Here is a 22,749-nt window from a genome sequence, read left to right as displayed (position 1 = left end):
ACACCACCAGCTAACCGCTGGCTCGCATACCGATGGCGCAGCGCGTCTGCGGCGGTTGGGCGCGCCCCTCCCCCGTCGCCTGCCCCGCTGGCACCCCCTCGGGCCAAGCCAAGTCCTCGTCGGCACCGTCTCGGCCGCGTCGCCGTACCCGACCGGCCGCACCGCACCTGGCGTGCCGACGGTGCGACGCTGTCATCTAATGGCCCAATCACAGTCGTGTGTGACCACACCTGGGTGGCGTGAAGCTGAGTGCGCAACGTGTGCACATCACGTGCGCAACATACGCGCACACGCGTTACCGTCGAGTGGTGAGCGACACACAGTGGAAGATCCTCGGCGAGCGCCTGGTGGACGAGAACCGACACATCACCCTCAAAACGATCGACATCGAACTGCCCGACGGCGTCCGCTTCACCCAATACACCGCGAAGATGCCGCGCTGCGCAATGACGCTGGTGCTCAACGAATCCCGTGAGGTGCTGCTCATGAGACGGCACCGGTTCCTCATCGACCAGTGGGTGTGGGAAGTGCCCGGCGGGTACGTCGACGGCGCCGAGGACGTCGCTGCCGCTGCCGCCCGCGAGGTCGAGGAAGAGACCGGCTGGCGACCGAACTCGATGGAGCACCTCGTCACCTACCAGCCCGCCATCGGCACCCTCGACCAGCCACAGGAAATCTACCTAGCGCGCGGCGCCGAGCCAACCGGCGCGGCACCCGACATCAACGAGGCCGAAGAGGTGCGGTGGATTCCGCTCGACGAGGCAGTGCAGATGATCGACCGCGGCGAGATCGTCGGCGCGGCAACCGTGGTCGGCATCTACCGGGCGTTGTCGCTGACTTAGACACCGGCCTTCACTCGCTGCCGGAACTCTGCGACGTCAGGCATCGCGTCGTGACGGGTGAGCCGGGCGCGTACGTCACGCAGGTAGGCGCTGGTGCGTTTGGACTCGACCCCGCTGGCCAGCTCGAGCGCCTGCTCCCCCACGCGAACAGCCTCGTGCGGATCGTCCTGCGCGAGAGACGATGCGAGCAGGCAAAGGTTGAAGGTCCGCCCCCTGTTGTACCCATCGCTCATGTCCAGGGACTGCAGTGCTAGCTCGGCGGCGCGTTTGTGGTCGCCGAGGTCTCGGAAGCACTGGGCGGACTTGGCTGACATGTAGGCGGAGTCGAGGTAGGTCAGCCATCCGGGGAGGCTGGAATCTTCACGCCCGAAGGCGCGTTCCGCTGCGGCCAGCGTGATCCCGAACGACCGTTGGTCGGTGCGACCCGCATGACCGTGGGCCTCAACAAGGAGACACCCCGCTTCGAGGGTCGCCGAACCCGTTGAGCGAGCTGCGATCTGGGCGGCGCGCGCCAAGTCGACGGCATCACCCGGGCGGCCGACGTACGTCGCTTGGTGCGACATGGCGCTCAGGATCTCCGCCCCGAGCGCGGCGTCGCCAGCCGCGCGGGCCATGCGAAGCGCCTGGATCAGGTACCGCTGCGCCAGGCCATGTTCCTCGAGGTCGTAGGCGGCCCAGCCCGCGAGCTTCATCATCTCCGCTGTGGCGCCGAACAGTTTGCGCCCGACATCTTCTCCGTACGTTCCATGGAGAAGCGGCGCCACCGACGTGTGGAGATAGTGGACGACGGTGCTGCGGATGCGACCGCCGCCGACCGAGTTGTCCAGGTCAGCGAACACGCGTGTCATCGTGCGAACCCCGTCGACATCGGCCTGCCCGATCCTACGCAGACCGGACGACGACACTGGATGCTCCGGTCCGGGCAACGTCAGCCACCTCATACTCGCTGCTGGGTACACCGCCACCGCGTAGGACGAACCTTGTAGGTACCGCCGACGCTCAACATCACTGCGCCACAGCGCAGTCGCCGCGGCAGTTGCCTCGGTCAGGGACAGCGAAAACTCCAGACCCAGGTCTGCGGAGTCGCACGGCGTCATACCGCAGTCGGTCGGCAAGATGCGGCGGCCCGCCAGCTCGCTCATCACTTCAGCGATCAACGACGGTGTCGGCGGCGTTGGCTGTTCGCCGGCGAGCCATCGCCCGACTGATGTGTGGTCGTAAGCAAGGTCCACTCCCAACGCCCGGCCGCGCTCGACGACACGACGGGCAAGCCCCTTCCGGAGCACACCGGTCTCTTCGATCAGCTCGGCCAGTTGCCGGTTGGGCTGCTTCGGGTTGCGTCCCATGCATGGAGTGTGACACGGGCTGAACCCCGTGCCTAGGAACCGTTTTTCGTGCACACACCCTGTGCACACACCCGCCCGACGTGCACGTCTTCCGCCGCGGTCGCCTTCACGGTGTGCTTGGTTACGGCCCCGCAATTCCGGGGCGCCCGATCTATACAGGGGGCATTCCTGTGGACAGCCTGAACCGACTGAGTAACAAGGTCACGGTGGCGTCATGAGCATCTGGTTCTGCCATGTCGCGCCCAGAGCACTCACCGTCCAAGAGGCACACGACGCGATGCAGGTCCATCTCGAGTGTGATGTCAAGACGTGCCGGGTGCGTCGTCGCGCCCGCGCCAAGCTGGTTGAAACGAAGCGGATGGTTCTGGACCCGCGCGCCCATCGAATGGAGGCGTCGCGATGACGTTGACCCATTGCCAGGACTGGATCCTGCAGAGCCTGTGCACCGCGGCGCACAAGTCCCCGGTAACCGCGGTTGACCTCGCCGCCCAACTGCATAACCGGCCCCAGACCACAGAAACCTACCTGCGGCAGCTCGAGGATATGGGTTTGGTTCGGTCACACCAGGTTTCAGGTGAGGTCGGTTGGCGCCCGTCAAGTGACGGGCTGTCGGTCGGGACGGTGCTGTGACCGACGGGATCGCGATCGGTTACCTCCGCGTCGATGTATCGGGCGACTCGTTCGACTTGCACAAGGCGGCGATCGCGCACCTGGCCAAACGCTGGGGGTACGACCTGAAGGAGATCGTTTCGGCCAACGAGCACACCGCCGAACCCATCGAATACCTGACAGCCATCACCCGCCTCTCCAAGGCGGATGCCGTGTTCACCCTGTCGGCCCGCCATTTCGAAGGTTGCACCGTCCCGGCTGACCTGATCGCAGTTTGCGACGTCATCACAGTCGCAGACAAACAAACGTTCGCGCGACAAATCCCGTCGCCATTCGGCACACGAGGCTTCACCCCACCAAACAAGGAGACGAAGTGACGAAATCCCTCGCACACCGCGGCAACTCCAATGCCGGCGGCGGTGCCCGGTTCTAGGATATAGAGGGTTTGTACGGAACAAGCCCTCGCAATGCCGGCCTCCACGCCGTGCACGCTACGGGCGACGCCCAGTGGCCCACCTGAACTCCTCCGGTGCTTCCGTCACACGAATAGAGGGGTGATGGTGGCCCCCGATCCCACCCCCGGGTCTCGGGGGTTGCTGCCTCTATCTCCCTACATCTCCTACCACAATCCCGGCCGGCCCAATCTCTTCAACCAACGCCCCGTTGAGCTTGACGAAAACCATAGGGACACACACCCCGTGTGCGGCGCGTTCGAATCGAGAGCGATGACTATTCGACCAGCAGAACAACCAGTTGACGGGCCAGTTCCGCATCCGCGGGGCCGCCGCGCCAGATGAGCGGGCGACGGGGATCTAGGCGGTCGAGCGCATCGGGCAACGAGCTGAACACCCGCTCGGCGCGGACTACGCACACCTGGGGCATGTCCTCCGACACGGCGGGCCCGCCGTCCACTTCCAGGGCGAGCGAACCGGTCGAGGCATCGCCGGCGACAGCGTCGCGGACCACCGCGTCGCCACTGCTCGCCGCGCCGGAGCCGTGCACCACGGCATGACCCGGCGCACCGGCCCAATGGTCGAGCCACGCCGGACCGGGCTCGACGGCGGCGAGTACGGTGCGCACGCCCATCCCGTAGAGCACATCGGCCACCGCGGCGGGCAGGCCCGTGGTGTCGACCAGCCGCACCAGTGAGCCCTGTTCGCGCAGCCGTTCGACGAAGCGGGCGAGTACGGCGGCGCGTTCGGCCGGATCGGCGTCGGCCCGGCGACCCGAGCGACGTACTGTCACCCGTCGCGCGTCGTCGGGTAGGTCGAGCAGCCCGTCGCGGACGCGGCGCAAGATCTCCTCGCGAGAATTCACTCGGGCACTCCCCGTTCGGCGGCGGTACCGGTGGGCCCGCCGTTCACACATCTCTCACCCCACATACCGCAGGAATCACCTCCTTCGCTACCGTACCGACCGGTCCCTCGGAAGTAGCGACGGCGCCACGTGGGGAAAGTCATGCCGATCAGCCGACCGGAGGTGAACCCGCCGGCTCGCGGCGCGCCTCGGCAGCCTCCTCGGCGGCCCGGTTCACCTCGGCGGCCAGTGTGGTGCCACCGACCTCCCAGGCCATGGCGAGCAGCCGTTCGCGGAAGCGGGTCAGGTCGACACCGAGGTCTTCGCCCGCGTAGCCGCCCGCCGCGTCACGGACCGTGCGGACCACCTCGTCGGCGAGCGCGGCCATCCGCGAACGGATCATGGTGCGCAGTTCGCCGCTGAGCGGGATATCGATACCGACGTCGTAGAGCACGAGGGCGCCCTTGAGCATCGGGCGATCCGGTACGTACCACTGTTCGCCGCGGCGCACCAGATAGCCGACGGCGATCAGTTCGGTCAGCACGTCCGAGCCGCGGTCGCCGAGCAGGGCGGCGAGTTCGGCGTCGTCGATCTCCGCGCTGCGGTGCGCGGCCTGGGCCGCACGGGGGTCGAACAGGGTGCGCCAGTCGCCGCTGGCCGGTTCGGCGTCGAAGACCTCACGGATGGCGTCGAGCCGAAGCCCGCGGCCCTGCATGGCGACGATGTCGCGCAATCGGTCCAGATGCTCGTCGGAATACACCACTTCCTTGCCTGCGCGCCCGGGCTTGGGCAGGACGCCGAGCGAGTGGTAATAGCGGATCGTGCGCGCCGCGACGCCGCTGGCGTCGGCGAGTTCCGCGCGGGTGTATCGAGGCACGCGACCAGCATAGGGGCCGAGCGCCGGGCGGACTTTGACAGTGCTGGCTGTCGGCGTTAGCGTTACCGGCGTCACTGTCGACATCATCGAGGAGCTCTTCTATGTCCGAGCGAACCACCGACTTCGACGTCTTGATCGTCGGTTCCGGATTCGGCGGCAGTGTCACCGCGCTGCGACTGGTGGAGAAGGGCTACAAGGTCGGCGTGCTGGAGGCGGGCCGCCGCTTCGCCGACGACGAACTGCCGAAAACCAGCTGGGACCTGCGTAAATTCGTGTGGGCACCCAAGCTCGGCTGCTACGGCATCCAGCGCATCCACCCGCTGCGCGACGTGCTCATCCTCGGCGGCGCCGGTGTCGGCGGTGGTTCGCTGAACTACGCCAACACCCTCTACGTTCCGCCGGAGCCGTTCTTCCAGGACGCCCAGTGGCGCGACATCACCGACTGGCGAGCCGAGCTCACGCCGTACTACGAGCGCGCCAAGAAGATGCTGGGCGTGGTGCAGAACCCGCACATGACTCCCGCCGACGAGATCTTCAAAGCCGTCGCCGAGGACATGGGCGTGGGCGACACCTTCGTCCAGACGCCGGTCGGCGTCTTCTTCGGTGAGCCGGGCAAGACCGTCGCCGATCCGTACTTCGGCGGGGCGGGCCCGGAGCGCACCGGCTGCATCGAATGCGGTGACTGCATGGTGGGCTGCAAGTTCGGCGCCAAGAACACGCTGGTGAAGAACTACCTCTATCTCGCGGAAAAGGCGGGCGCGCAGGTCATCCCGATGACCACCGTGTCGGCGCTGCGTCCGCTCCCCGACGGCACGTGGGACGTCGCCACCGAGCGCACCGGCGCCTGGGTGCGCAAGAACCCCAAGACCTACACCGCCAAGCAGGTGGTGCTCGCCGCGGGCACGCTCGGCACCCAGAAGCTGCTGCACGCGATGCGCGACGAGGGCGCGCTGCCCAAGATCTCCGACCGGCTCGGTCTGCTCACCCGCACCAACTCCGAGTCCATCGTCGGGGCGGCGACCAAGACGCTCGCGCCCGGCCAGGACTTCACCAAGGGTGTCGCGATCACGTCCTCGATCCACCCCACGCCCGACACCCATGTCGAGCCGGTCCGCTACGGCAAGGGCTCCAACTCGATGGGCATGTTGCAGACCCTGATGGTCGACGGCGGCGGGCGCGTGCCGAGGTGGCTGCGGTTCCTGTGGCTGGTGATCACCCATCCGCTCACCTTCTTCGGCTTCATGAGCGTGCGGAACTGGAGCGAGCGCACCATCATCTCGCTGGTCATGCAGCACCTGGACAACTCCATCACCACCTACACCAAGCGGGGGCTGTTCGGGCGCAAACTCACGTCCAAACAGGGCCACGGGCAACCGAATCCGACGTGGATCCCGGCGGGCAACGAGGTGACGCGCCGGGTGGCGGACAAGATCGGCGGCGTCGCAGGCGGTACCTGGGGCGATGTGTTCAATGTGCCGATGACGGCGCACTTCCTGGGTGGTGCGGCGATCGGCGCCGATCCGGAGCACGGCGTGATCGACGCCTACCACCGCGTGTTCGGCTACCCGACGCTCAGCGTTGTCGACGGTGCGGCCGTCTCGGCCAATCTCGGGGTGAACCCGTCGCTGACGATCACCGCGCAGGCCGAGCGTGCGGCCGCCTACTGGCCCAACAAGGGTGAGGTCGACACGCGTCCCGAGCAGGGCGAGGGATACCGCCGGATCGAGCCGGTCGCACCCAAGCAGCCGGCGGTCCCCGCGGGTGCGCCTGCCGCGTTGGTCTTGCCGATCGTCGAGATCCGCAACCCGGAGAAGACAGCGGGCTGAGGACCGAAACCAGGCCCCGGACACGGTTACGCACCGCTGGTCCGGGGCCTTGTTCGTTCAGAGGGCGTTGATGCGTGCCAACGCGTCGAACGCCAGATCGGCGGCCTGCCACAGCGCGGCGACCTCCGCCCGGATCGTCGGCGCCAGCGCGGGGTCTCGCAGTGCGAGTCCGTTGCCGAAGATCACCACGTTCGCACCGAGGTCGGCGGCGATCAGCATCTGCTCGGTTGCCACACCCGCGCCGAACAGCCGATCGAGGCCCTCCCCCACGAAATAGAACCGCCACAGCGGCCCGAGGTCGGCTTTGGTCCGATCGACGATCACCTCACCGACCGAGGCGATGCCTGCGACGATCTTGAAATAGTCCGGTGCGTGCTCGGGACGGCTCCCGACGGCGGCCACCGAATACGTCAGGTCGACGGTCAGGTGCGCGTTGTATCCAGCCATCGCCGTGCGTGCCCGCGAGGCGCCGCAGTCCTCGGCGAGGGCGAAATAGTGCGCCCACTGCGGTTCGACGACGCCGCCGGAGAATTCGGCGTGCAGATTGTCGAGGAAACGGCGCAGCAGTTCGAGACTGATGGAGTGCGCGTATTCGCGGTCGAGGAAGGCCGCCGGATCTCGTTGCATCGGCATCACCGCGGTGGATTCCACGCCGTCGAGGCCGATCGCGAACAGCCCACGCAGATCCCGGTGCTCGACAAGGATCTCGGTGATCCGGTGATGCCTGTCGACGGCGTCCTCCAGCCGGGCCAGGGTATCGCCGCCCGCTATCTCGGAAGTATCCGAGAGCCGGGCGATCTCGCCGATATCGGCCGGCGAGAGGGTCGAGCCGCACGCGGTGTCGGTGACCGCGCCGGCCGGTCCCGCGACCACCCCGGACAGAGCCATGATCCCCACTGCGACAGCCGCGACTATTCCACTCCCGATACGCATCCTGCGATTCCACCACCTCCCGCTCCGATCCGCTGTGCGACGCACCCATGAGCGGGCTCGCCGAGACGGGCAGGCGCCACGGAAGTCGGGACGGAAGCTGCTGACCAGCAGGCCCGTTCAGTGGCGGGCCGGCTGCGCCGACCCGAGTATTCGAGGCCATCAGATCAGGCGGATGCTCGCGATCATCTTCTTGGCGTCGTCGGCGGACAGCTCGCCGGTGGTGCCCCGGTCGACCAGGATCGCCATGACCATCGGCAGACCCGCCGCCTTCTCGAAGGCGAAGGTGTACACCGAGTACGCGGTCGTGGTGCAACCCGGTCGCGCCGGTGTCCACGAACCCGAACTCTCGACGAACTGCCCGGTCAAGCCGCTCTGGGTGGTGAGCGTTGTGGGGGCGGTGATTTTGCCACCTGTCGAATCGGAGTAGCCGCCCTCGGCCGCGATCCTGGCCGCGGTGGTCGCGGCCTCAGGCAGTGTGTTCTCCGTACTGACCGCGATTCCCGCCAGTCCTCGGTAGGCCGAACCGGGACAGTAGTTCTCGCCTTCGGAGGCCTTTCCGGTACCCGCGAACATTCCGCTCAGGCCGAGGATCACCACCGAGTCCGACTCCGAGGCGATCTGCCAACTCGGTGGCACGTCGTAAGCGATGCGCTCGGCAGCGAGCAGCACACCCTTCCAACCCGGCGTCACCGGTGCGGTGCTGGTACCCGTCGGCGGAACCGTCTGCGTGGTCGTCGTCGGCGCGGCAACCGCCTGCTCGTCGTTGCCACCGGTTCCGATCACCACGGCGGTGACGAGCACCACCGCGAGCACCACGACGACCGCCCCGATCCCGATCAGCAGCCCGGCATTGGTCTTTCGCGGCGGCTGCGGCGCATACCCATACGTCTGCCCGTGCTGCGGAAACGGCAAGGACATGCTCGGCCCGAACTCCCGCTGCCCCACAAGGTTCGGGTCCATGTACTGGCCGGGCTGTGGAATTCCCTGCTGAGAGTAGGAATTCCCCTCGCCGCCGTATCCGCCCGGTTGCCCATAACCTTGCGGCGCACCCGGGTAGCCCTCCGGTCCCGGTGCGACGCCGGGGTGAGGGAATGCCCCCGACCCATACGGCGCACCCGGTTGCGGCGGGGCGAATGCTCCCGCCCCGTAGGGCGGTATGGCGGGCTGCGAGTACTGCCCCGGCGGCGGCACAGGCGCACCCGGCTGCCAGTCCTGTGGCGTCGCGGCGGCTTCCGGTGGTTGCGGAATCGCGGGCTGGGAAGGTGTCCCGCTCTGCCCGCCCGCTGCCTCTGCCGACTCCCACCAGCGATCGACGTTATCTGCCACGTGCTGTCCTTCCTCACACCCGCCTCGCCGATCTGCCTCGAGCAGGCGTCCGCGCTCAGCCTAACGGCGCGGTCCGGCCCGCGAGCCCCCTGGCGCCGGGATCACACGATCCCGGTCATGGACAGTCGATCACCACGCTCTCATGGCGGGATTCCGGCCGAATTCCCGCCGGGAGAGCGTGATGATCTTGATCGGCCGCTTGGCCACCGTGGGATCCGGCGCTACAGAGTCGCGGCGGCTATGCGATCGGCCGCGGCTGCGGTGGCGGTTCCGAGGGCGCTGACCTGGGCGGCGGTGAGGCGGGTGTCGGGGCAGGCGACGACCGAGGCGACGACGGCGCCGGTGGAGTCGCGGATGGGAGCGGCGACGGTGAGGACCGCGTTGTCGGGCCCGAGCTCGCCGGGCAGGTAGTCGATCGTGATGAGTTCGGTGATCACGGAGCCGAGCTGGGCGCGCAGGGCGGCCGTGATCGGTGTGTCACGAAGGGCCGCAAGGGCCTCCAGCATCGGCGTCGAATCGTCGACCAGGCGCTCGACGGAATAGCCGCGGGCGCGGATCTCGGTGAGGACGTGTGCGAGGCGCTCACGGTGCGTTGGGTCGGCGCCGGTGAGCCAGGCGCGTTGTTCGGATTCCGGTGCCCAGGCGACGAATTCGCGGCAGACGGGTGGGGCGAGCGGCAGTCGCCGGCCGGGCCGGATCCAGGTCGCCGACGGGTCGCCGACGAGTTCGGTGACCACGATGTTCGCCCCGTCGCGTTCGGCGAGGAAGACCGGCGCCGACACCTGGTCCGACAGCGCGCGCAGGACAGGGGCGGCGGTGCGGCGTAGTGGGAACGCGGCTTCGGCCCGACGGGCGACGGTGAGCAACCGCAGACCGATGCCGTAGCAGCCGTCGGCGTCGCGCACGGTCCACCCGTCGGCGGTGAGCTGGGTGAGCACGGCGTGGGCGGTGGCGCGCGAGATCCCGGCTTCGCGCACGATGCGGGCCAGCGTGAGCCGCTCGGTGGCGTGGCGCGAAAGCAGCTCGAGCACCTTCACCACCCGCTGGGTCGGGGCCGAGACGACGTTCGAATCCGGTTCGGCCGACGCCGGATCCGACGTCACCTCTTGACCGGCGCTCTCGGCCCGGCTTATCGTCGGTGTCACAATACCGAACGATAGCGTCGATTATTCGACAGTGCAACCCAGGGCGTGAGCCCGCCGGGAAGGTGGACAGTGCAGACGGGATACGAATTGACGCACCTGGCGGCCCTGGAGGCCGAAGCGGTGCACATCCTGCGCGAGGTGGCGGCCACCTTCGAACGACCGGTGCTGCTGTTCTCCGGCGGGAAGGATTCGGCGGTGCTGCTGCACCTGGCGCGGCGCGCGTTCTGGCCTGCGCCGCTGCCGTTTCCGCTGCTGCACGTGGACACCGGCCACAACTTCGACGAGGTGCTCGCCTTCCGCGACCGCACCGCCGAGCGCACCGGCGCCCGCCTGCTCGTCGCGAAGGTCCAAGACGACATCGACGCGGGCCGCGTGGTCGAACGCCCCGGCGGCACCCGCAACCCCTTGCAGACCACCACCCTGCTGCGCGCCATCGGCGAGCACCGTTTCGACGCCGTGTTCGGTGGCGCACGCCGCGACGAGGAGAAGGCACGCGCCAAGGAACGGGTGTTCAGCTTCCGCAACCGTTTCGGTGAATGGGAGCCGCGCGCCCAGCGTCCCGAGGTGTGGAACCTCTACAACGGCAGGCATCAGCCGGGCGAGCACATTCGGGTGTTCCCGCTGTCGAACTGGACCGAGCTCGACGTGTGGGAGTACATCGACCAGGCGGCCGTCGAGCTGCCCTCGCTGTACTACGCGCACCGCAGGCGGGTGATCGAACGCGACGGAATGCTGCTGTCCGTGACCCGTTTCGTCACCGAGGCACCCGGCGAGCGCGCCTTCGAGGCCACTGTGCGTTTCCGCACCGTCGGCGATGCCACGTGCACCGGCTGTGTCGAGAGCACCGCCGCCAACCCGGCCCAGGTGATCGCGGAGATCGCGGCCACCCGGCTCACCGAGCGCGGCGCCACCCGCGCCGACGACCGGATCTCCGAGACCGGGATGGAAGATCGCAAGCGAGAGGGCTATTTCTGATGCGCCGCAACCTGTTACGCCTGGCCACCGCGGGCAGTGTGGACGACGGGAAGTCCACCCTCATCGGTCGCCTGCTCTACGACTCGAAATCCCTGTTCGACGACCAGCTCGCCACCATCGAGCGGCTCAGCACCGAAAGGGGCAGTGCCACCACCGATCTCGCGCTGCTCACCGACGGTTTGCGGGCCGAACGCGAGCAGGGCATCACCATCGATGTCGCCTACCGCTACGTGACCACCCCGCGCCGCAAGTTCGTCATCGCCGACACTCCGGGTCACGTGCAGTACACCCGCAATATGGTGACCGGCGCGTCCACCGCCGATCTCGCGCTGATCCTGGTCGACGCCCGCACCGGTGTCAGCGAGCAGACCCGCCGTCATGCCTTCCTGGCCACCCTGCTCGGCGTCCCGCACCTGGTGGTGTGCGTGAACAAGATGGACCTGGTCGACTGGTCGGAGGAACGTTTCACCGAGATCAGGGAGGAATTCTCCGCGTTCGCCGCGAAATTGACCGTCGGGGACCTCGGTTTCGTGCCCGTCTCGGCCCTGCACGGCGACAACGTGGTCGACAGCTCACCGCAGCTGGCCTGGTATCCGGGTCCGCCGCTGCTGCGTCACCTCGAGGACGTGCACATCGCTTCGGACCGCAACCTCATCGACGCACGGCTCCCCATCCAGTACGTGATCCGCGCCGAGCAGGGGTCGGCGCAGCGCAGTTACGCGGGCACCGTGGCGGGCGGCATCTTCAAACCGGGCGACGAGGTGGTGGTCCTGCCCGCCGGTCACGCCTCGCATGTGCGGGAGATCTGGGGACCGGGCGGCACCAAGGTCGAGGAGGCGTTCACCGGGATGGCGATCTCGCTGACCCTGGACGACGACATCGATATCGGCCGGGGCGACCTGCTCGCCCGCCCGGGGAACTCCCCGCACCAGAGCACCGAACTCGACGCCATGCTGTGCTGGTTCTCCGAAACCGCCCAGCTGCGCGCCGGCGACAGCCTGCTCGTCCGCACGGCCGCGCAGACCGCGCAGGCCGAGGTCGTCGCCATCGACTACCGGCTCGACGTGAACACCCTGCACCGCGTGTCGGAGGTGGAGGCGTTGTCGCTCAACGACATCGCCCGGGTCCGGTTGCGTGCCCGGCGCCCGCTGCTGTCGGATCCGTACCGGGAGAACCGGCGCACGGGCAGCTTCATCCTCATCGATCCGCGCACCGACGAGACGGTCGCGGCGGGGATGGTCACCGGTCGCGAAACGGTCGAGGTGTCGAGCACACGCACCGGTCCGGTGACATGGCATCGCTCGGCGGTGACGCGTGCCGAACGGACCCACCTCGGGGCGACGATCTGGCTGACCGGCCTGTCTGGTTCGGGGAAGTCGACCATCGCCGTGGAAGTCGAACGGCTGCTCGTCGATGCCGGGCGCCCCGCCTACCTGCTCGACGGTGACAATCTGCGCCACGGCCTCAACTCCGGACTCGGCTTCTCCCCCGCCGATCGGGACGAGAACGTGCGCCGGGTCGCCGAGGTCGCCGCCCTGTTCGCCGACTCCGGAACGGTCGCGGTCGTGTCGGTCATCAGCCCGTTCGCCGTGCAACGCGACCACGCTCGCACCGTGCACACCGACCGGGATCTGCCCTACCACGAGGTGTTCGTCGACACTCCACTGGCGGAATGCGAACGCCGCGATCCGAAGGGCCTCTACGCCAAGGCCCGTGCGGGCGAGTTGCCCGGTTTCACCGGCATCGGCTCTCCCTACGAGCGGCCCGCACAACCCGACCTGGTCATCACCCCCGACCTCGGCTCCCCCGCCGAGATCGCCGCCCATATCCTCCGAGAGCTAGGGATCACAGACCGTTGAACCGACCGAGTACCACCACTGCCGAAACGGGCGCACCGCCTGATTCGCTCACCGCCCCGTTTCTCGCCGCTGTCGCGCAGGCCGAAACTCTCATCGCCGGTGCGGAGTTCGTGCGCAGCGACGCCGACCGCGCCGAAGGCTACGACTATCTGGCCGCCAGTATCGCCGCCTGTCTTCGGCTCTCGGGTGCCCACGGCACCTCGCACCCCTACTTCGTGTCTTCCACCGGCCCGTACGCCAAGATGGGCCTGGACAACCCGGACACCGTCTACTACCACGCGAATATCGAGCCGACCGCCGAGTATGTGGTGAGCGGGGTGCGTGGCAGCACCGTCGACCTGAGTTTTCAGGTACTCAAAGGGGACTACACGGCCACCGACGTGCCGGGTGGGGCCGATGCCTTCGACGACCGGCGGATCCCGATCGCCCCAGACGGCAGCTTCTCGATCCGGTTCGGACCGGCGAAAGCCGATGCGGGCGAGGACTATTTCCCGCTCGGCGAGGGCGCCTCGATGCTCGCGGTGCGCGAGGTCTACAGCGACTGGACCGAACGCAAGGGCTCGATCCGCATCGAACGGGTCGACACCGTCGGCACCGCACCGGAGCAACCGGATCTGGCCCGGTTGCGCAAGCGCTACCGGGCCGCCGGGAACATGCTGCTCACCAGGGTGCACACCTGGTTCAACTTCCCCAAGTGGTTCTATCTCGACCTACCGGTGAACACCCTCACCGCACCGCGGCTCACCCCGGGCGGTCTCAGCACCCAGTACTCCTCGGTGGGACATTTCGACCTCGCCGACGATCAAGCCCTGGTGATCACGGTGCCGAAATCCGACGCGCCCTATCAGGGGTTCCAGCTGGGCAGCCTCTGGTACATCTCGCTGGATTACGTGAACCATCAGACGAGCCTCAATCATGCCCAGGCACAGGTGGATCCGGACGGCATGATCCGCATGGTGGTGAGCAACCGCGATCCCGGCATCACGAACTGGATCGAGACCACCGGCCGCACGCGGGGCATCCTGCAGTTCCGATGGCAGCGCACCGACCGGCCGATGACCGAAGCCGACGGCCCGGGGGTGGAACTCGTCGACGTCGCCGATGTCCCCGCGCACCTGCCGTACTACGACAACAACCGGATCGACGCCGCCGCGTGGCGTGACCGGATCGCCGCCCGGCAGCGGGCTTTCGCCGAGAGGATGCTGGGATGAGCGGGGCTCTGCTGGACGGAAAGGTCGTGGTCGTCTCCGGTGTCGGGCCGGGGCTCGGGCGATCGATCTGTGTGGAAGCGGCGGCGGCGGGCGCCAAAGTCGTGCTCGCGGCGCGAACCGAATCACGGTTGCGGGAGGTGGCCGCCGAGATCGACGGCGAAACACTGTGCGTCCCCACCGATATCACCGTCGACGCCGCCGTACGTGACCTCGTGTCGCGCACGGTCGAGCAGTTCGGCCGGGTCGACGCGCTGGTGAACAACGCGTTCTCGGTGCCATCGATGAAGCCGCTCGAACGCACCGATTACGACCAGATCCGCGACAGCCTCGATCTCACCGTGCTCGGTGGTCTGCGGATGACGCAGGCGTTCACGCCCGCCCTGTCGGAGTCCAACGGCGCGGTGGTGATGATCAATTCGGCGGTGGTGCGCCACAGTGAACCCCGCTACGGCAGCTACAAGCTCACCAAGGCCGCGCTGCTGGCGATGTCACAGACCCTCGCCACCGAGCTGGGCGCCAAAGGCATCCGGGTGAACAGTGTGCTGCCCGGCTACATCTGGAGCGACCAGTTGAAGTGGTACTTCGGCCAGATCGCCGAGAAGTACGGCATCACCGTCGACCAGGTCTACGAGCAGACCGCTGCCCGCTCCGATCTGAAGCGGCTGCCCGAACCCGCCGAGATCGCCCGTGCCGTGGTGTTCCTCGCCTCGGACTGGGCGAACGCGATCACCGGCCAGACCCTCGACGTCAACTGCGGCGAATACCACAACTGATCAGGAGTTCTCCCACGATGACTGTGCGCACCGATGTCGGCACCGTAGCCGACCTGCACGCCTCGGCAACCAAACTCACCGGCCTCACCGATTTCGGCTCCGACGATTACACCGAAGCCCTCGGCGTGCTGCTCGATTCCTATCGCGACGAGGCCGGGCTCACCGAGCTCGGGTCCAAGATGTCGCGATTCTTCCTGCGCGGCACCTTGATCGCTCGCGCCCTGAGCGAGGCCGCGTGGGCCGCGAATCCCGGTTTCGCCGAAACACCGGTCACCCGGCCGATCTTCGTCACCGGACTGCCACGCACCGGCACCACCGCACTGCACCGCCTGCTGGCGGCCGACTCCGCCAACCAGGGTCTGGAGATGTGGCTGACGGACTTCCCGCAGCCCCGTCCGCCGCGCGAGAGCTGGGCGGACAATCCTGCCTATCAGCAGATCGATGCCGGGCTGCGTCAGCATCAGGTGCAGAACCCGGAGTTCATGGGCCTGCACTACATGAGCGCGGCCGACGTCGAGGAATGCTGGCAATTGCTCCGCCAGTCGGTGATGTCGCACTCCTACGAGTGTCTGGCGTACCTGCCCAGCTATTCGCAGTGGCTCACCACCCAGGACTGGACGCCCGCCTATGCCCGGCACCGGCGCAACCTGCAGCTCATCGGGATGAACGACTCCCGCCGCTGGGTGCTCAAGAACCCCAGTCACCTGTTCTGTCTGGACGCCCTGCTCGCCGTCTACCCCGACGCCGTCGTCATCCAGACCCATCGCGACCCCGCGACCGTGATCCCGTCGGTCTGCAGCCTCAACGAGCACGCCACCCGTGGCTGGTCGACCGTCTTCACCCCGGAGGTCATCGGCCGCACCCAACTCGACCTGTGGTCGCGCGGGTTGCGCGAGTTCACCGCCGCGCGCGCCCGCCACCCCGAGGCCCACTTCATCGACATCGACTTCGCCGACCTGCGCTCCGACCCGGTCGGCACCGTCGAGACGATCTACCGGTCGATCGGCACCGACCTCACCCCGCAGGCTCGCGCTGCCATCCTCGCCCTGGACGCCGAAAGCCGCACGGGAGCACGCAAACCCACGCACCACTACTCGCTCGCCGATTACGGACTCAGCGAGGACATGGTCGCCGAGCACTTTTCCGGGTGATCGTGGGGGCGGCGGGTCTAACGGGCGCTCCACCCGCCGTCCATCACATACGACGACCCGGTCACCATGCCCGCCGCGTCCGAGGACAACCACGCCACCAGCTGGGCCACCTCCTCGGGCTCGATCAGGCGTTTGATCGCACTCTCGGTGAGCAGCACCTGTTCGACCACTTGTTGTTCGGGGATGCCGTGGACGAGGGCCTGATCGGCGATCTGCTTGTCCACCAACGGTGTTCGCACATATCCGGGGTTCACGCAGTTGCAGGTGACACCGTGCGGGCCACCCTCGAGCGCCGTCACCTTCGACAGGCCCTCGAGCCCGTGCTTGGCCGTGACGTAGGCGACCTTGAACCGGGAGGCACGCAGCCCGTGCACCGAGGAGATGTTGACGATGCGGCCGAACCCGTTGCGGTACATGTGCGGCAGTGCCGCCCGGATCAACAGGAACGGCGCCTCCACCATCAGCGTTTGCATGGTCCGGAACCGTTCCGGCTCGAACTCCTCGACGGGGCTGACGGTTTGGATACCCGCGTTGTTGACGAGGATGTCGGTGTCCAGGGCCAGCTCGGCGAGTGCGTCGACATCACGCAGGTCGACACACCAGGCATGGCCACCGATCTCGTGTGCGACGGCTTTCGCGCCGTCACCGTCGAGATCGGCGACAGTCACCTCGGCGCCGCGGGCGGCGAGGACCCGCGCGCACGCGGCGCCGATCCCGCTCGCGGCGCCGGTGACCAACGCGGCGCGACCGGTGAGGTCACTCATGCCGCAAGCCTTTTCGATGCGTCGGTGTCGGCCAGGTCGATGGTTTCCAGGTCGATCCCGCGCGTCTCCCGCGCACACAGCACCGCGATCACCGTGACCGTCGCCGCCACCGCGAGGTAGACCGCGATCGGCACCGACGAACCGTAGGAGTCGAGCAGGCGCACCGCGATGATCGGCGCCAGCGAACCGGCCACGATCGAGGTCACCTGATATCCCAGTGACACCCCGGAATACCGCATTCGGGTGGGGAACATCTCGGCCATCATGGCGGGCTGACCGGCGTACATGAACCCGTGGAAGACGAGGCCGACGATGATGGCGGACAGGATCACCACGCTGTGCCCGCTGTCCATCATCGGGAACGCGAAGAACCCCCACGTTCCGCCCGCGACGGCACCGGCCAGATACACCGGCCGACGCCCGATCCGGTCACCGAGGTATCCGGCGAGCGGGATCACCGCGATGTGCACGGCGTGAGCGATGAGCAACCACCACAGGATCGTGGTCGTATCGGCGTGTACCTGCACCTTGAGGTAGGTGATCGAGAAGGTGACCACCAGGTAGTACATGATGTTCTCCCCGAAGCGCAGCCCCATGGCGGTGAAAACCCCACGCGGGTAACGGCGCAACACCTCGAACGGGCTGAACGAGGTGGCCTTGGTGTGCTCGAGCGCCTGCTGGGCGGCCAGGAAGATCGGCGCGTCGGTCACCTTCGTCCGCACGTAGTAGCCGACGAGCACCACCACCGCCGACAGCCAGAACGCGACCCGCCAACCCCAGCTCAGAAACGCCGCGTCCGACAGCGTCGAGGTGAGCACCAGCAGCACGATGGTGGCGAGCAGATTGCCCGCGGGTACTCCCGCCTGCGGCCAGCTCGACCAGAACGCGCGGCTGCGGCTGGGGCTGTGCTCGGCGACGAGCAGCACCGCACCACCCCATTCACCACCGACCGCGAAGCCCTGGACGAAGCGCAGTGTCACGAGCAGAGCCGGTGCCCAGTAACCGATTTGGGCGAAGGTGGGCAGACAGCCCATCAGGAACGTCGCCGCGCCGACGAGCACGAGACTCGTCTGCAGCAGCTTCTTGCGCCCGTATCGGTCACCGAAATAGCCGAAGACGATCCCGCCGAGCGGGCGCGCCGCGAAACCGACGGCATAGGTGACGAACGCGGCGAGGATCGCGTCCAGGTCGCTGGTCCCCTTCGCGAAGAACACCTTGCTGAACACCAGGGTGGCGGCGGTGCCGTAGAGGAAGAATTCGTACCACTCGACGACGGTGCCCGCCATCGAGGCGGTCACCACCCGCCGTAGCCCGGACGGTGTCTGCTCCGGTGTGTCACCGGTCGGCCGGGTCGTGCTGCTGACGCTCATCGCACTACTCCTTCACGCGCTGTGAGCTGACTCACATTCCATGCGAGGAGTATTCGTGCAGAAGTCTTTCGGTCGCAATGGCCAGTTTCGCAGCGGGTATCTGCGAATATGCAGATATGAGCCGTTCCGTCGCGTCGTCCGGGCGCAGGCCGAGTGCCGATGATCTGCTCGTACTGCTCGCCGTCGGCCGGTCGGGGCGGTTCGTCACGGCCGCAGCCGAACTCGGGATCAACCACACCACCATTTCCCGGCGCATCGCCGCACTCGAGGCGGCCGTGGGCGGACGGGTACTCACGAAAGTGGCAGGCGGTTGGGAGCTCACCGATCTCGGTCGCGAGGCCCTCGTAGCTGCCGAGACGGTCGAAGCCGCAGTGCGTTCACTCGGTTCCCCGGGCGGGGAACGCACTCTCGAAGGGGTGGTGCGGCTCTCGGCGACCGACGGGTTCAGCGCCTACCTGGCCGCACCGTCGGCGGCGCGAGTGCAGCGCCGCCACCCCGGCATCGCGGTGGAGATCGTCGCCGCCACCCGCCGCGCTTCCACCCAGCGCACCGGCCTCGATCTCGAGGTGGTCGTCGGCAGACCCCAGGTACACCGCGCCGAGGCCATCGAACTCGGCGACTACCGTCTCGGCCTCTACGCCGCCCGGGACTACCTCGACGCCCACGGCGCCCCCACCACTATCGGCGACCTCGCCGGCTATCCGCTGGTCTATTTCATCGAGTCGATCCTGCAGGTCGACGACCTCGACGTGGCCACCGGCTTCGCGCCGACCATGCGCCAATCCGTCTCCTCCACCAACGTTTTCGTCCACGTGGAGGCCACCCGCGCGGCCGCCGGTATCGGCCTGCTCCCCTGCTTCATGGCCGACCGCCATGCTGATCTGGTCCGGGTCCTGGCCGACGAAGTCCGGGTCCAGCTCACCTATTGGCTGGTCACCCGGCCCGAGACCCTGCGCCGCCCCGAGGTCGCGGCTGTCGTCGAGGCCCTGCGCACCACCGTCCGCGAATGCCGAGCCGCCCTCCTCGGCATTCCTGAAGCGTGATGGTCCCGATCCCGTCGACCGATCGGCTGACGGCCCAGGTTCTGGTCATCCTGTGGGGCAGGGGTTTACGAAGGCACGGCCGGGAAGGGTGTTCGACCACTCTTGCGGGGTGATGGGTGCGGTGCCGGTGGCGCAGATGCGGGCGGCTTCGGTGGTGGCGTCGGTGCGCCAACGGCGCAGGGTGCCGTCGGTGGCGGATTCGACGAGGACCGTTCCACCGGCCGCGAACGCGAGCATTGTTTTCTGCCAGTGCCTTTCGCCGTGATGCAGGGCGGCGTAGAGGGTTGGCGCGTCAGGGTCGGTGTAGTCCCAGATTTCGATGCGGTCCTTGGCGAGATCGTCGACGGCGAGGCGGGTACCGGTGTGATCGAAGGCGACCGAGCCGGCGGGGCCACGTGCGTCGACGGGGAGCGGCAGGAGTCGGGGCCCGCCTGGTTCGCCGAGGCGGTAGACGAAGGCTCCGGCCCGGGTGCCGACGGCGAGAATGTCGTCTGTCGTGACGGCCAGAGACATGTCCTGACCAGCCGTGGGCAGGGCGGACAGTTCCGCCACGGGTCGGGCGGCGGGCCCGGCGCTCAGGTCGTAGACCGTCACGTGCCCGGTGCGGTGACTGCCGACGGCCAGCCTCGATCCGTCGGGACTCACGGAGAGTGCGGTCGGATAACCGTGCCCGAATCGCAGTGTGGAGCGGAGCTCGGGGCCGCCGGGCCGGGTCAGGTCCCACAGTTCCACCGATGACGTCAGACCCCGCCCGACCGCCAGGGTGCCGTCCGGGCCGAGGACGACACCTCGCGTGTCGACCAAGCCGTTGTCGATCGGTCGCCCGAACGGCTTCGGGGTGGGATCGGTGATGTCCCAGACCTGGATGGCGCGTTCGTTCAGGGTGGCGGCTCGTCTCCCGTCGGGGCTGAGGACCACGGTGTCGAACAAGCCCGAGGGATCGCCGTCCACGGAGTCTCGTCCGGCGCCCGCGGGGGTCCTCGACAGAGCGCGCAAGCGCGGCAGCAACGCGTCGGGCAGCACACCGGGAGGAGGCGCGGATACGTCTTGGGGAAGCCTGAACAGCGTTCGCGGCCCGAGTTCGGCGGCCTGGCCCGCGAGATCGAAAACGTGCACGGCACGGTCGAATCCGGAAGTCACCAGTGCGCGTCCGCCCCGGAACACTTCGGCGCGCGCCACGGACCCGCCGGGGAATCGGGCGAGCACCGCACCGGTGTCGAGATCGAGGAGTCGAGCACGGGAATCACCACCGACCACCACTGCCGTGCGGCCGTCCCCGGTCGGCGCCACGTCGAAGTACTCGTTGGCACCTCGCGACGTCGCGCGCAGCGATTCGGGCCGGGTGATGTCGGCACCGAGACGCCACCTGGCTATCTCGCCGGGGTTGATTCCCACCGCGAGCACGTCGCCGTCGATATCGACCGACCTGATCTCGGCGCCGTTCGGTCGCTCGACCGACAGCTCGAAAGCGGGACGGACCTGCTTCAGGGCTGTTGTGTGCCAGCCACGTACGGTCGTTGTCCAGGTTGCGTCGACGATCCGGGAACCGGCCGCGACGAGGACCCGGTCGTCGGCCGCGACGAACGCGTGGTTACCGGGAACAGTCAGCGCGGGCTGCGGCACCGGGTGCGTGGGATCGGCACCGAACCGCCAGGACAGCACCGTTCCACCGTGGGTGCCGATCGCCAACAGGTCGCTGCCCGGACCGAAGGCCAGCGACCAGGGAAGATGGTCCGCCAGCGCGAATTCGCTTGTTCGCCGCGGCTTCTCCGCGATACTCCACAACACCGCCGAGCGTTCACCAGCCACAGCAAGCCAACGCTGGTCGGCGCTGATGGCCAGAGCCCGCACCGGACCGGCCGTCGCCGCGAACGGCGGCATCCGGGTCACCCCGGCATCATCGACCCGCACGAGCTGCACGGTGCCGTCGCCGTTGCCGATCGCGATCATGTCGCCACCGACGCTGGTGGCCAGCCGTGGCGGATCGATACCGGCCGAAACTCCGTCACCGGATACCCCGGGCAGGATCCGGATCGGCGTGCCGAGAGCGGAGAACTCCAGCAGGGCCGATCGGGCATCCGTCGTGGCGCTCGTACGCACCGCCGCGAGGGCGACGAGCTGCGACAGCGCAGGGTCGAAGTCGGCACCACCCCGGGCCACGCCCGCGAACAGCCGGGAATTCGATTCGGCTCTGGCAGCGGCATTCTCGGCCCGGACCCGCGCCAGACCGGTCGCCGAGAGCACGGCGAGCAGAACGGCGAGCACACCGGCGACAGAGACCAGCCACAACGCCAGATTCGGTCTGCTGCGCGTGCGCGACACAGCTTCGGTCACCGTCGCGGCCGCCGCGATGCGGTCGAGGAAGTTCTCCGGCGCCTGCCGCCGCGCCTCCTCGTACCCGGTGGCGGCGACCACCACGCGAAGCGAAGCACGCTGCGCCGCAGCGAGTTTGCCCGCATATCCGCCGACCGGGGTCAGCTCCGTCTCCGACAGGCCCGCCGTCACCGCGCACGCCGGGTCCAGCCGGCGCACCCGCAGCCACCGGACCAGCTGGTGGCGCGGGGCCAGGTCGTCGAGCGCGACGGCCACCGCCGCCGCCATCGACGCACCGTTGATGTCGTTCTCGGGCGCGCGACCCGCCCCGGTCACCGACCACAGCACGCAGGCGCCGGTCGCGGCCGGCCTGCTCACCTCCCACGCCCGCGCGAGACTGTCGGTGAACTCGCGATCCGCCTGCAGGAACGACATGGCGGCCGGATCCGGGTGCAACCCGCTCGGCCCTTCGCGCACCTGCTCCAATCGCAGCACGCCGACGCGGCCGGCGCCCCCGATGTCGACGAACAGCACACTCACCCGGGTGGTCCGCACCGTCGGTGGTCGCCGACCGGCCAGTTCCAGCGCGGTCACGATGCCGTAGCCGCGTGAGGGCCTGCCGCCCTGGCCGAGCAGGTGCAGTACCACCTCGGCCAACGGGTCGTCGCCACCGGTGATCGGTCCGGCGGGGAGCAATTGGGTACCGGCCGAATGCAATCCGGCCCGTTCGGTGTGCCGCAGGAAGACAGCACACGCCTCGGCGATGTCGCGCGCGCCGGTCAGGGCTTGGGCGAGGGCGGCGACCGCGTGGGCCGCCGACACATCGGCGGTGACCCGATCACCCTCCAGATCGGGGTTCTCCGATTCCTCTTCCAGCGGGTCGTCGCCGGCCTCGAGGTGCTTCCATCGCGCCAGCGAATGCCGTGCCAGCACACCCGTTTCACGGCGCAGATCGAGCAGCCCGCGAGCCGCTTCGGGGCCCTCGGCGACCGCTTCCCGGCACAGTGCCAACCACCGCTGCGGCGCTCCGGTGAGCTCGGACAACAGCGCGTCGTCGCGCTGGAACTCCCACTGTCCGGTCACCGTCGGC

The 22,749-nt window shown here is 68.2% G+C and carries 20 protein-coding genes; 11 read left to right on the top strand and 9 right to left on the bottom strand.

Annotated elements, in window-relative coordinates:
* Positions 1 to 308: 308 nt before the first annotated feature.
* Positions 309 to 842 carry an NUDIX hydrolase gene (locus AB0I35_RS13245; RefSeq protein WP_357396073.1) on the top strand — a complete coding sequence of 178 codons (534 nt, stop codon included), beginning with the start codon at positions 309 to 311 and terminating at the stop codon, positions 840 to 842.
* On the opposite strand, the gene AB0I35_RS13240 is transcribed toward AB0I35_RS13245, so the two are convergent.
* Positions 839 to 2,188, bottom strand: a complete 1,350-nt coding sequence (locus AB0I35_RS13240) for a hypothetical protein (RefSeq protein ID WP_357396071.1) — start codon at positions 2,186 to 2,188, stop codon at positions 839 to 841. The two genes, AB0I35_RS13245 and AB0I35_RS13240, sit on opposite strands and share 4 nt — an antisense overlap.
* A 214-nt stretch (positions 2,189 to 2,402) precedes the next feature.
* On the opposite strand from AB0I35_RS13240, the gene AB0I35_RS13235 reads away from it, so the two are divergent.
* From AB0I35_RS13235 to AB0I35_RS13225, 3 genes are read left to right on the top strand one after another with little or no spacing between them, the layout of a single operon-like run.
* Positions 2,403 to 2,591 carry a hypothetical protein gene (locus AB0I35_RS13235; protein WP_357396070.1) on the top strand — a complete coding sequence of 63 codons (189 nt, stop codon included), beginning with the start codon at positions 2,403 to 2,405 and terminating at the stop codon, positions 2,589 to 2,591.
* A complete protein-coding gene (locus tag AB0I35_RS13230; protein WP_357396068.1) occupies positions 2,588 to 2,818 on the top strand; it encodes a hypothetical protein in 231 nt (76 codons plus the stop codon). The genes AB0I35_RS13235 and AB0I35_RS13230 overlap by 4 nt, the downstream gene beginning before the upstream one ends.
* Complete coding sequence (locus tag AB0I35_RS13225) at positions 2,815 to 3,174, top strand: hypothetical protein (RefSeq protein WP_357396067.1); 360 nt, start codon at positions 2,815 to 2,817, stop codon at positions 3,172 to 3,174. Before AB0I35_RS13230 ends, AB0I35_RS13225 begins: the two co-directional genes overlap by 4 nt.
* A gap of 352 nt (positions 3,175 to 3,526) precedes the next feature.
* Here AB0I35_RS13225 and AB0I35_RS13220 read toward each other — a convergent pair whose 3' ends face one another.
* Positions 3,527 to 4,114, bottom strand: a complete 588-nt coding sequence (locus AB0I35_RS13220; RefSeq protein WP_357396066.1) for a hypothetical protein — start codon at positions 4,112 to 4,114, stop codon at positions 3,527 to 3,529.
* A gap of 148 nt (positions 4,115 to 4,262) precedes the next feature.
* Positions 4,263 to 4,970 carry a MerR family transcriptional regulator gene (locus tag AB0I35_RS13215; RefSeq protein ID WP_357396065.1) on the bottom strand — a complete coding sequence of 236 codons (708 nt, stop codon included), beginning with the start codon at positions 4,968 to 4,970 and terminating at the stop codon, positions 4,263 to 4,265.
* 101 nt (positions 4,971 to 5,071) lie between these two features.
* Here AB0I35_RS13215 and AB0I35_RS13210 point away from each other — a divergent pair, with 101 nt between their 5' ends.
* Positions 5,072 to 6,796, top strand: coding sequence for a GMC family oxidoreductase (locus tag AB0I35_RS13210; RefSeq protein WP_357396063.1), 1,725 nt, complete (start codon positions 5,072 to 5,074; stop codon positions 6,794 to 6,796).
* A 57-nt stretch (positions 6,797 to 6,853) separates the two neighbouring features.
* Here the strand turns inward: AB0I35_RS13210 and AB0I35_RS13205 are convergent, their stop codons facing one another.
* From AB0I35_RS13205 to AB0I35_RS13195, 3 genes are all read right to left on the bottom strand, one after another.
* The gene (locus AB0I35_RS13205; RefSeq protein WP_357396062.1) at positions 6,854 to 7,684 is read right to left on the bottom strand and encodes a DUF5995 family protein; all 831 of its coding nucleotides are present in this window, start codon (positions 7,682 to 7,684) and stop codon (positions 6,854 to 6,856) included.
* A 204-nt stretch (positions 7,685 to 7,888) separates the two neighbouring features.
* Entirely contained in the window at positions 7,889 to 9,055 is a 1,167-nt protein-coding gene (locus AB0I35_RS13200) for a hypothetical protein (RefSeq protein WP_357396061.1), read from the bottom strand.
* A 221-nt stretch (positions 9,056 to 9,276) separates the two neighbouring features.
* Positions 9,277 to 10,200, bottom strand: a complete 924-nt coding sequence (locus AB0I35_RS13195) for a helix-turn-helix domain-containing protein (protein WP_357396059.1) — start codon at positions 10,198 to 10,200, stop codon at positions 9,277 to 9,279.
* Between the two features lie 69 nt (positions 10,201 to 10,269).
* Here AB0I35_RS13195 and cysD point away from each other — a divergent pair, with 69 nt between their 5' ends.
* From cysD to AB0I35_RS13170, 5 genes are read left to right on the top strand one after another with little or no spacing between them, the layout of a single operon-like run.
* On the top strand, positions 10,270 to 11,175 hold the full coding sequence (gene cysD, locus AB0I35_RS13190; RefSeq protein ID WP_357396058.1) for a sulfate adenylyltransferase subunit CysD: 906 nt from the start codon (positions 10,270 to 10,272) through the stop codon (positions 11,173 to 11,175).
* A complete protein-coding gene (gene cysC, locus AB0I35_RS13185) occupies positions 11,175 to 13,034 on the top strand; it encodes an adenylyl-sulfate kinase (protein ID WP_357396057.1) in 1,860 nt (619 codons plus the stop codon). The genes cysD and cysC overlap by 1 nt, the downstream gene beginning before the upstream one ends.
* Positions 13,031 to 14,245 carry a hypothetical protein gene (locus AB0I35_RS13180; protein ID WP_357396056.1) on the top strand — a complete coding sequence of 405 codons (1,215 nt, stop codon included), beginning with the start codon at positions 13,031 to 13,033 and terminating at the stop codon, positions 14,243 to 14,245. Before cysC ends, AB0I35_RS13180 begins: the two co-directional genes overlap by 4 nt.
* Positions 14,242 to 15,018 carry an SDR family oxidoreductase gene (locus tag AB0I35_RS13175; protein ID WP_357396055.1) on the top strand — a complete coding sequence of 259 codons (777 nt, stop codon included), beginning with the start codon at positions 14,242 to 14,244 and terminating at the stop codon, positions 15,016 to 15,018. The genes AB0I35_RS13180 and AB0I35_RS13175 overlap by 4 nt, the downstream gene beginning before the upstream one ends.
* 17 nt (positions 15,019 to 15,035) lie before the next feature.
* Positions 15,036 to 16,169: a sulfotransferase gene (locus tag AB0I35_RS13170; protein ID WP_357396053.1), complete on the top strand. Its 1,134-nt coding sequence runs from the start codon at positions 15,036 to 15,038 to the stop codon at positions 16,167 to 16,169.
* Positions 16,170 to 16,186: 17 nt separating this feature from the next.
* Here AB0I35_RS13170 and AB0I35_RS13165 read toward each other — a convergent pair whose 3' ends face one another.
* Positions 16,187 to 16,933: a 3-hydroxybutyrate dehydrogenase gene (locus tag AB0I35_RS13165; RefSeq protein WP_357396052.1), complete on the bottom strand. Its 747-nt coding sequence runs from the start codon at positions 16,931 to 16,933 to the stop codon at positions 16,187 to 16,189.
* Positions 16,930 to 18,303, bottom strand: coding sequence for an MFS transporter (locus tag AB0I35_RS13160; protein WP_357396051.1), 1,374 nt, complete (start codon positions 18,301 to 18,303; stop codon positions 16,930 to 16,932). The genes AB0I35_RS13165 and AB0I35_RS13160 overlap by 4 nt, the downstream gene beginning before the upstream one ends.
* 116 nt (positions 18,304 to 18,419) lie before the next feature.
* On the opposite strand from AB0I35_RS13160, the gene AB0I35_RS13155 reads away from it, so the two are divergent.
* Positions 18,420 to 19,346: a LysR family transcriptional regulator gene (locus AB0I35_RS13155; protein ID WP_357396050.1), complete on the top strand. Its 927-nt coding sequence runs from the start codon at positions 18,420 to 18,422 to the stop codon at positions 19,344 to 19,346.
* Between the two features lie 45 nt (positions 19,347 to 19,391).
* Here the strand turns inward: AB0I35_RS13155 and AB0I35_RS13150 are convergent, their stop codons facing one another.
* The gene (locus AB0I35_RS13150; RefSeq protein ID WP_357396048.1) at positions 19,392 to 22,742 is read right to left on the bottom strand and encodes a hypothetical protein; all 3,351 of its coding nucleotides are present in this window, start codon (positions 22,740 to 22,742) and stop codon (positions 19,392 to 19,394) included.
* Positions 22,743 to 22,749 lie beyond the last annotated feature (7 nt).

The sequence above is a fragment of the Nocardia sp. NPDC050378 genome, assembly GCF_040655675.1.
GTDB classification, from domain to species: Bacteria; Actinomycetota; Actinomycetes; order Mycobacteriales; family Mycobacteriaceae; genus Nocardia; species Nocardia coubleae.
Note: the sequence above shows the minus strand (reverse complement) of the source record. Positions and strands in the feature narration are given on the sequence as shown.

Bases quoted from the DNA above. Each gene is read 5' to 3' on its own strand.
- AB0I35_RS13240 (WP_357396071.1), bottom strand. From the start codon at position 2,188: ATGGGACGCAACCCGAAGCAGCCCAACCGGCAACTGGCCGAGCTGATC.
- AB0I35_RS13235 (WP_357396070.1), top strand. From the start codon at position 2,403: ATGAGCATCTGGTTCTGCCATGTCGCGCCCAGAGCACTCACCGTCCAA.
- AB0I35_RS13230 (WP_357396068.1), top strand. From the start codon at position 2,588: ATGACGTTGACCCATTGCCAGGACTGGATCCTGCAGAGCCTGTGCACC.
- AB0I35_RS13210 (WP_357396063.1), top strand. From the start codon at position 5,072: ATGTCCGAGCGAACCACCGACTTCGACGTCTTGATCGTCGGTTCCGGA.
- AB0I35_RS13205 (WP_357396062.1), bottom strand. From the start codon at position 7,684: ATGGCTCTGTCCGGGGTGGTCGCGGGACCGGCCGGCGCGGTCACCGAC.
- cysC (WP_357396057.1), top strand. From the start codon at position 11,175: ATGCGCCGCAACCTGTTACGCCTGGCCACCGCGGGCAGTGTGGACGAC.
- AB0I35_RS13175 (WP_357396055.1), top strand. From the start codon at position 14,242: ATGAGCGGGGCTCTGCTGGACGGAAAGGTCGTGGTCGTCTCCGGTGTC.
- AB0I35_RS13170 (WP_357396053.1), top strand. From the start codon at position 15,036: ATGACTGTGCGCACCGATGTCGGCACCGTAGCCGACCTGCACGCCTCG.
- AB0I35_RS13165 (WP_357396052.1), bottom strand. From the start codon at position 16,933: ATGAGTGACCTCACCGGTCGCGCCGCGTTGGTCACCGGCGCCGCGAGC.
- AB0I35_RS13160 (WP_357396051.1), bottom strand. From the start codon at position 18,303: ATGAGCGTCAGCAGCACGACCCGGCCGACCGGTGACACACCGGAGCAG.
- AB0I35_RS13155 (WP_357396050.1), top strand. From the start codon at position 18,420: ATGAGCCGTTCCGTCGCGTCGTCCGGGCGCAGGCCGAGTGCCGATGAT.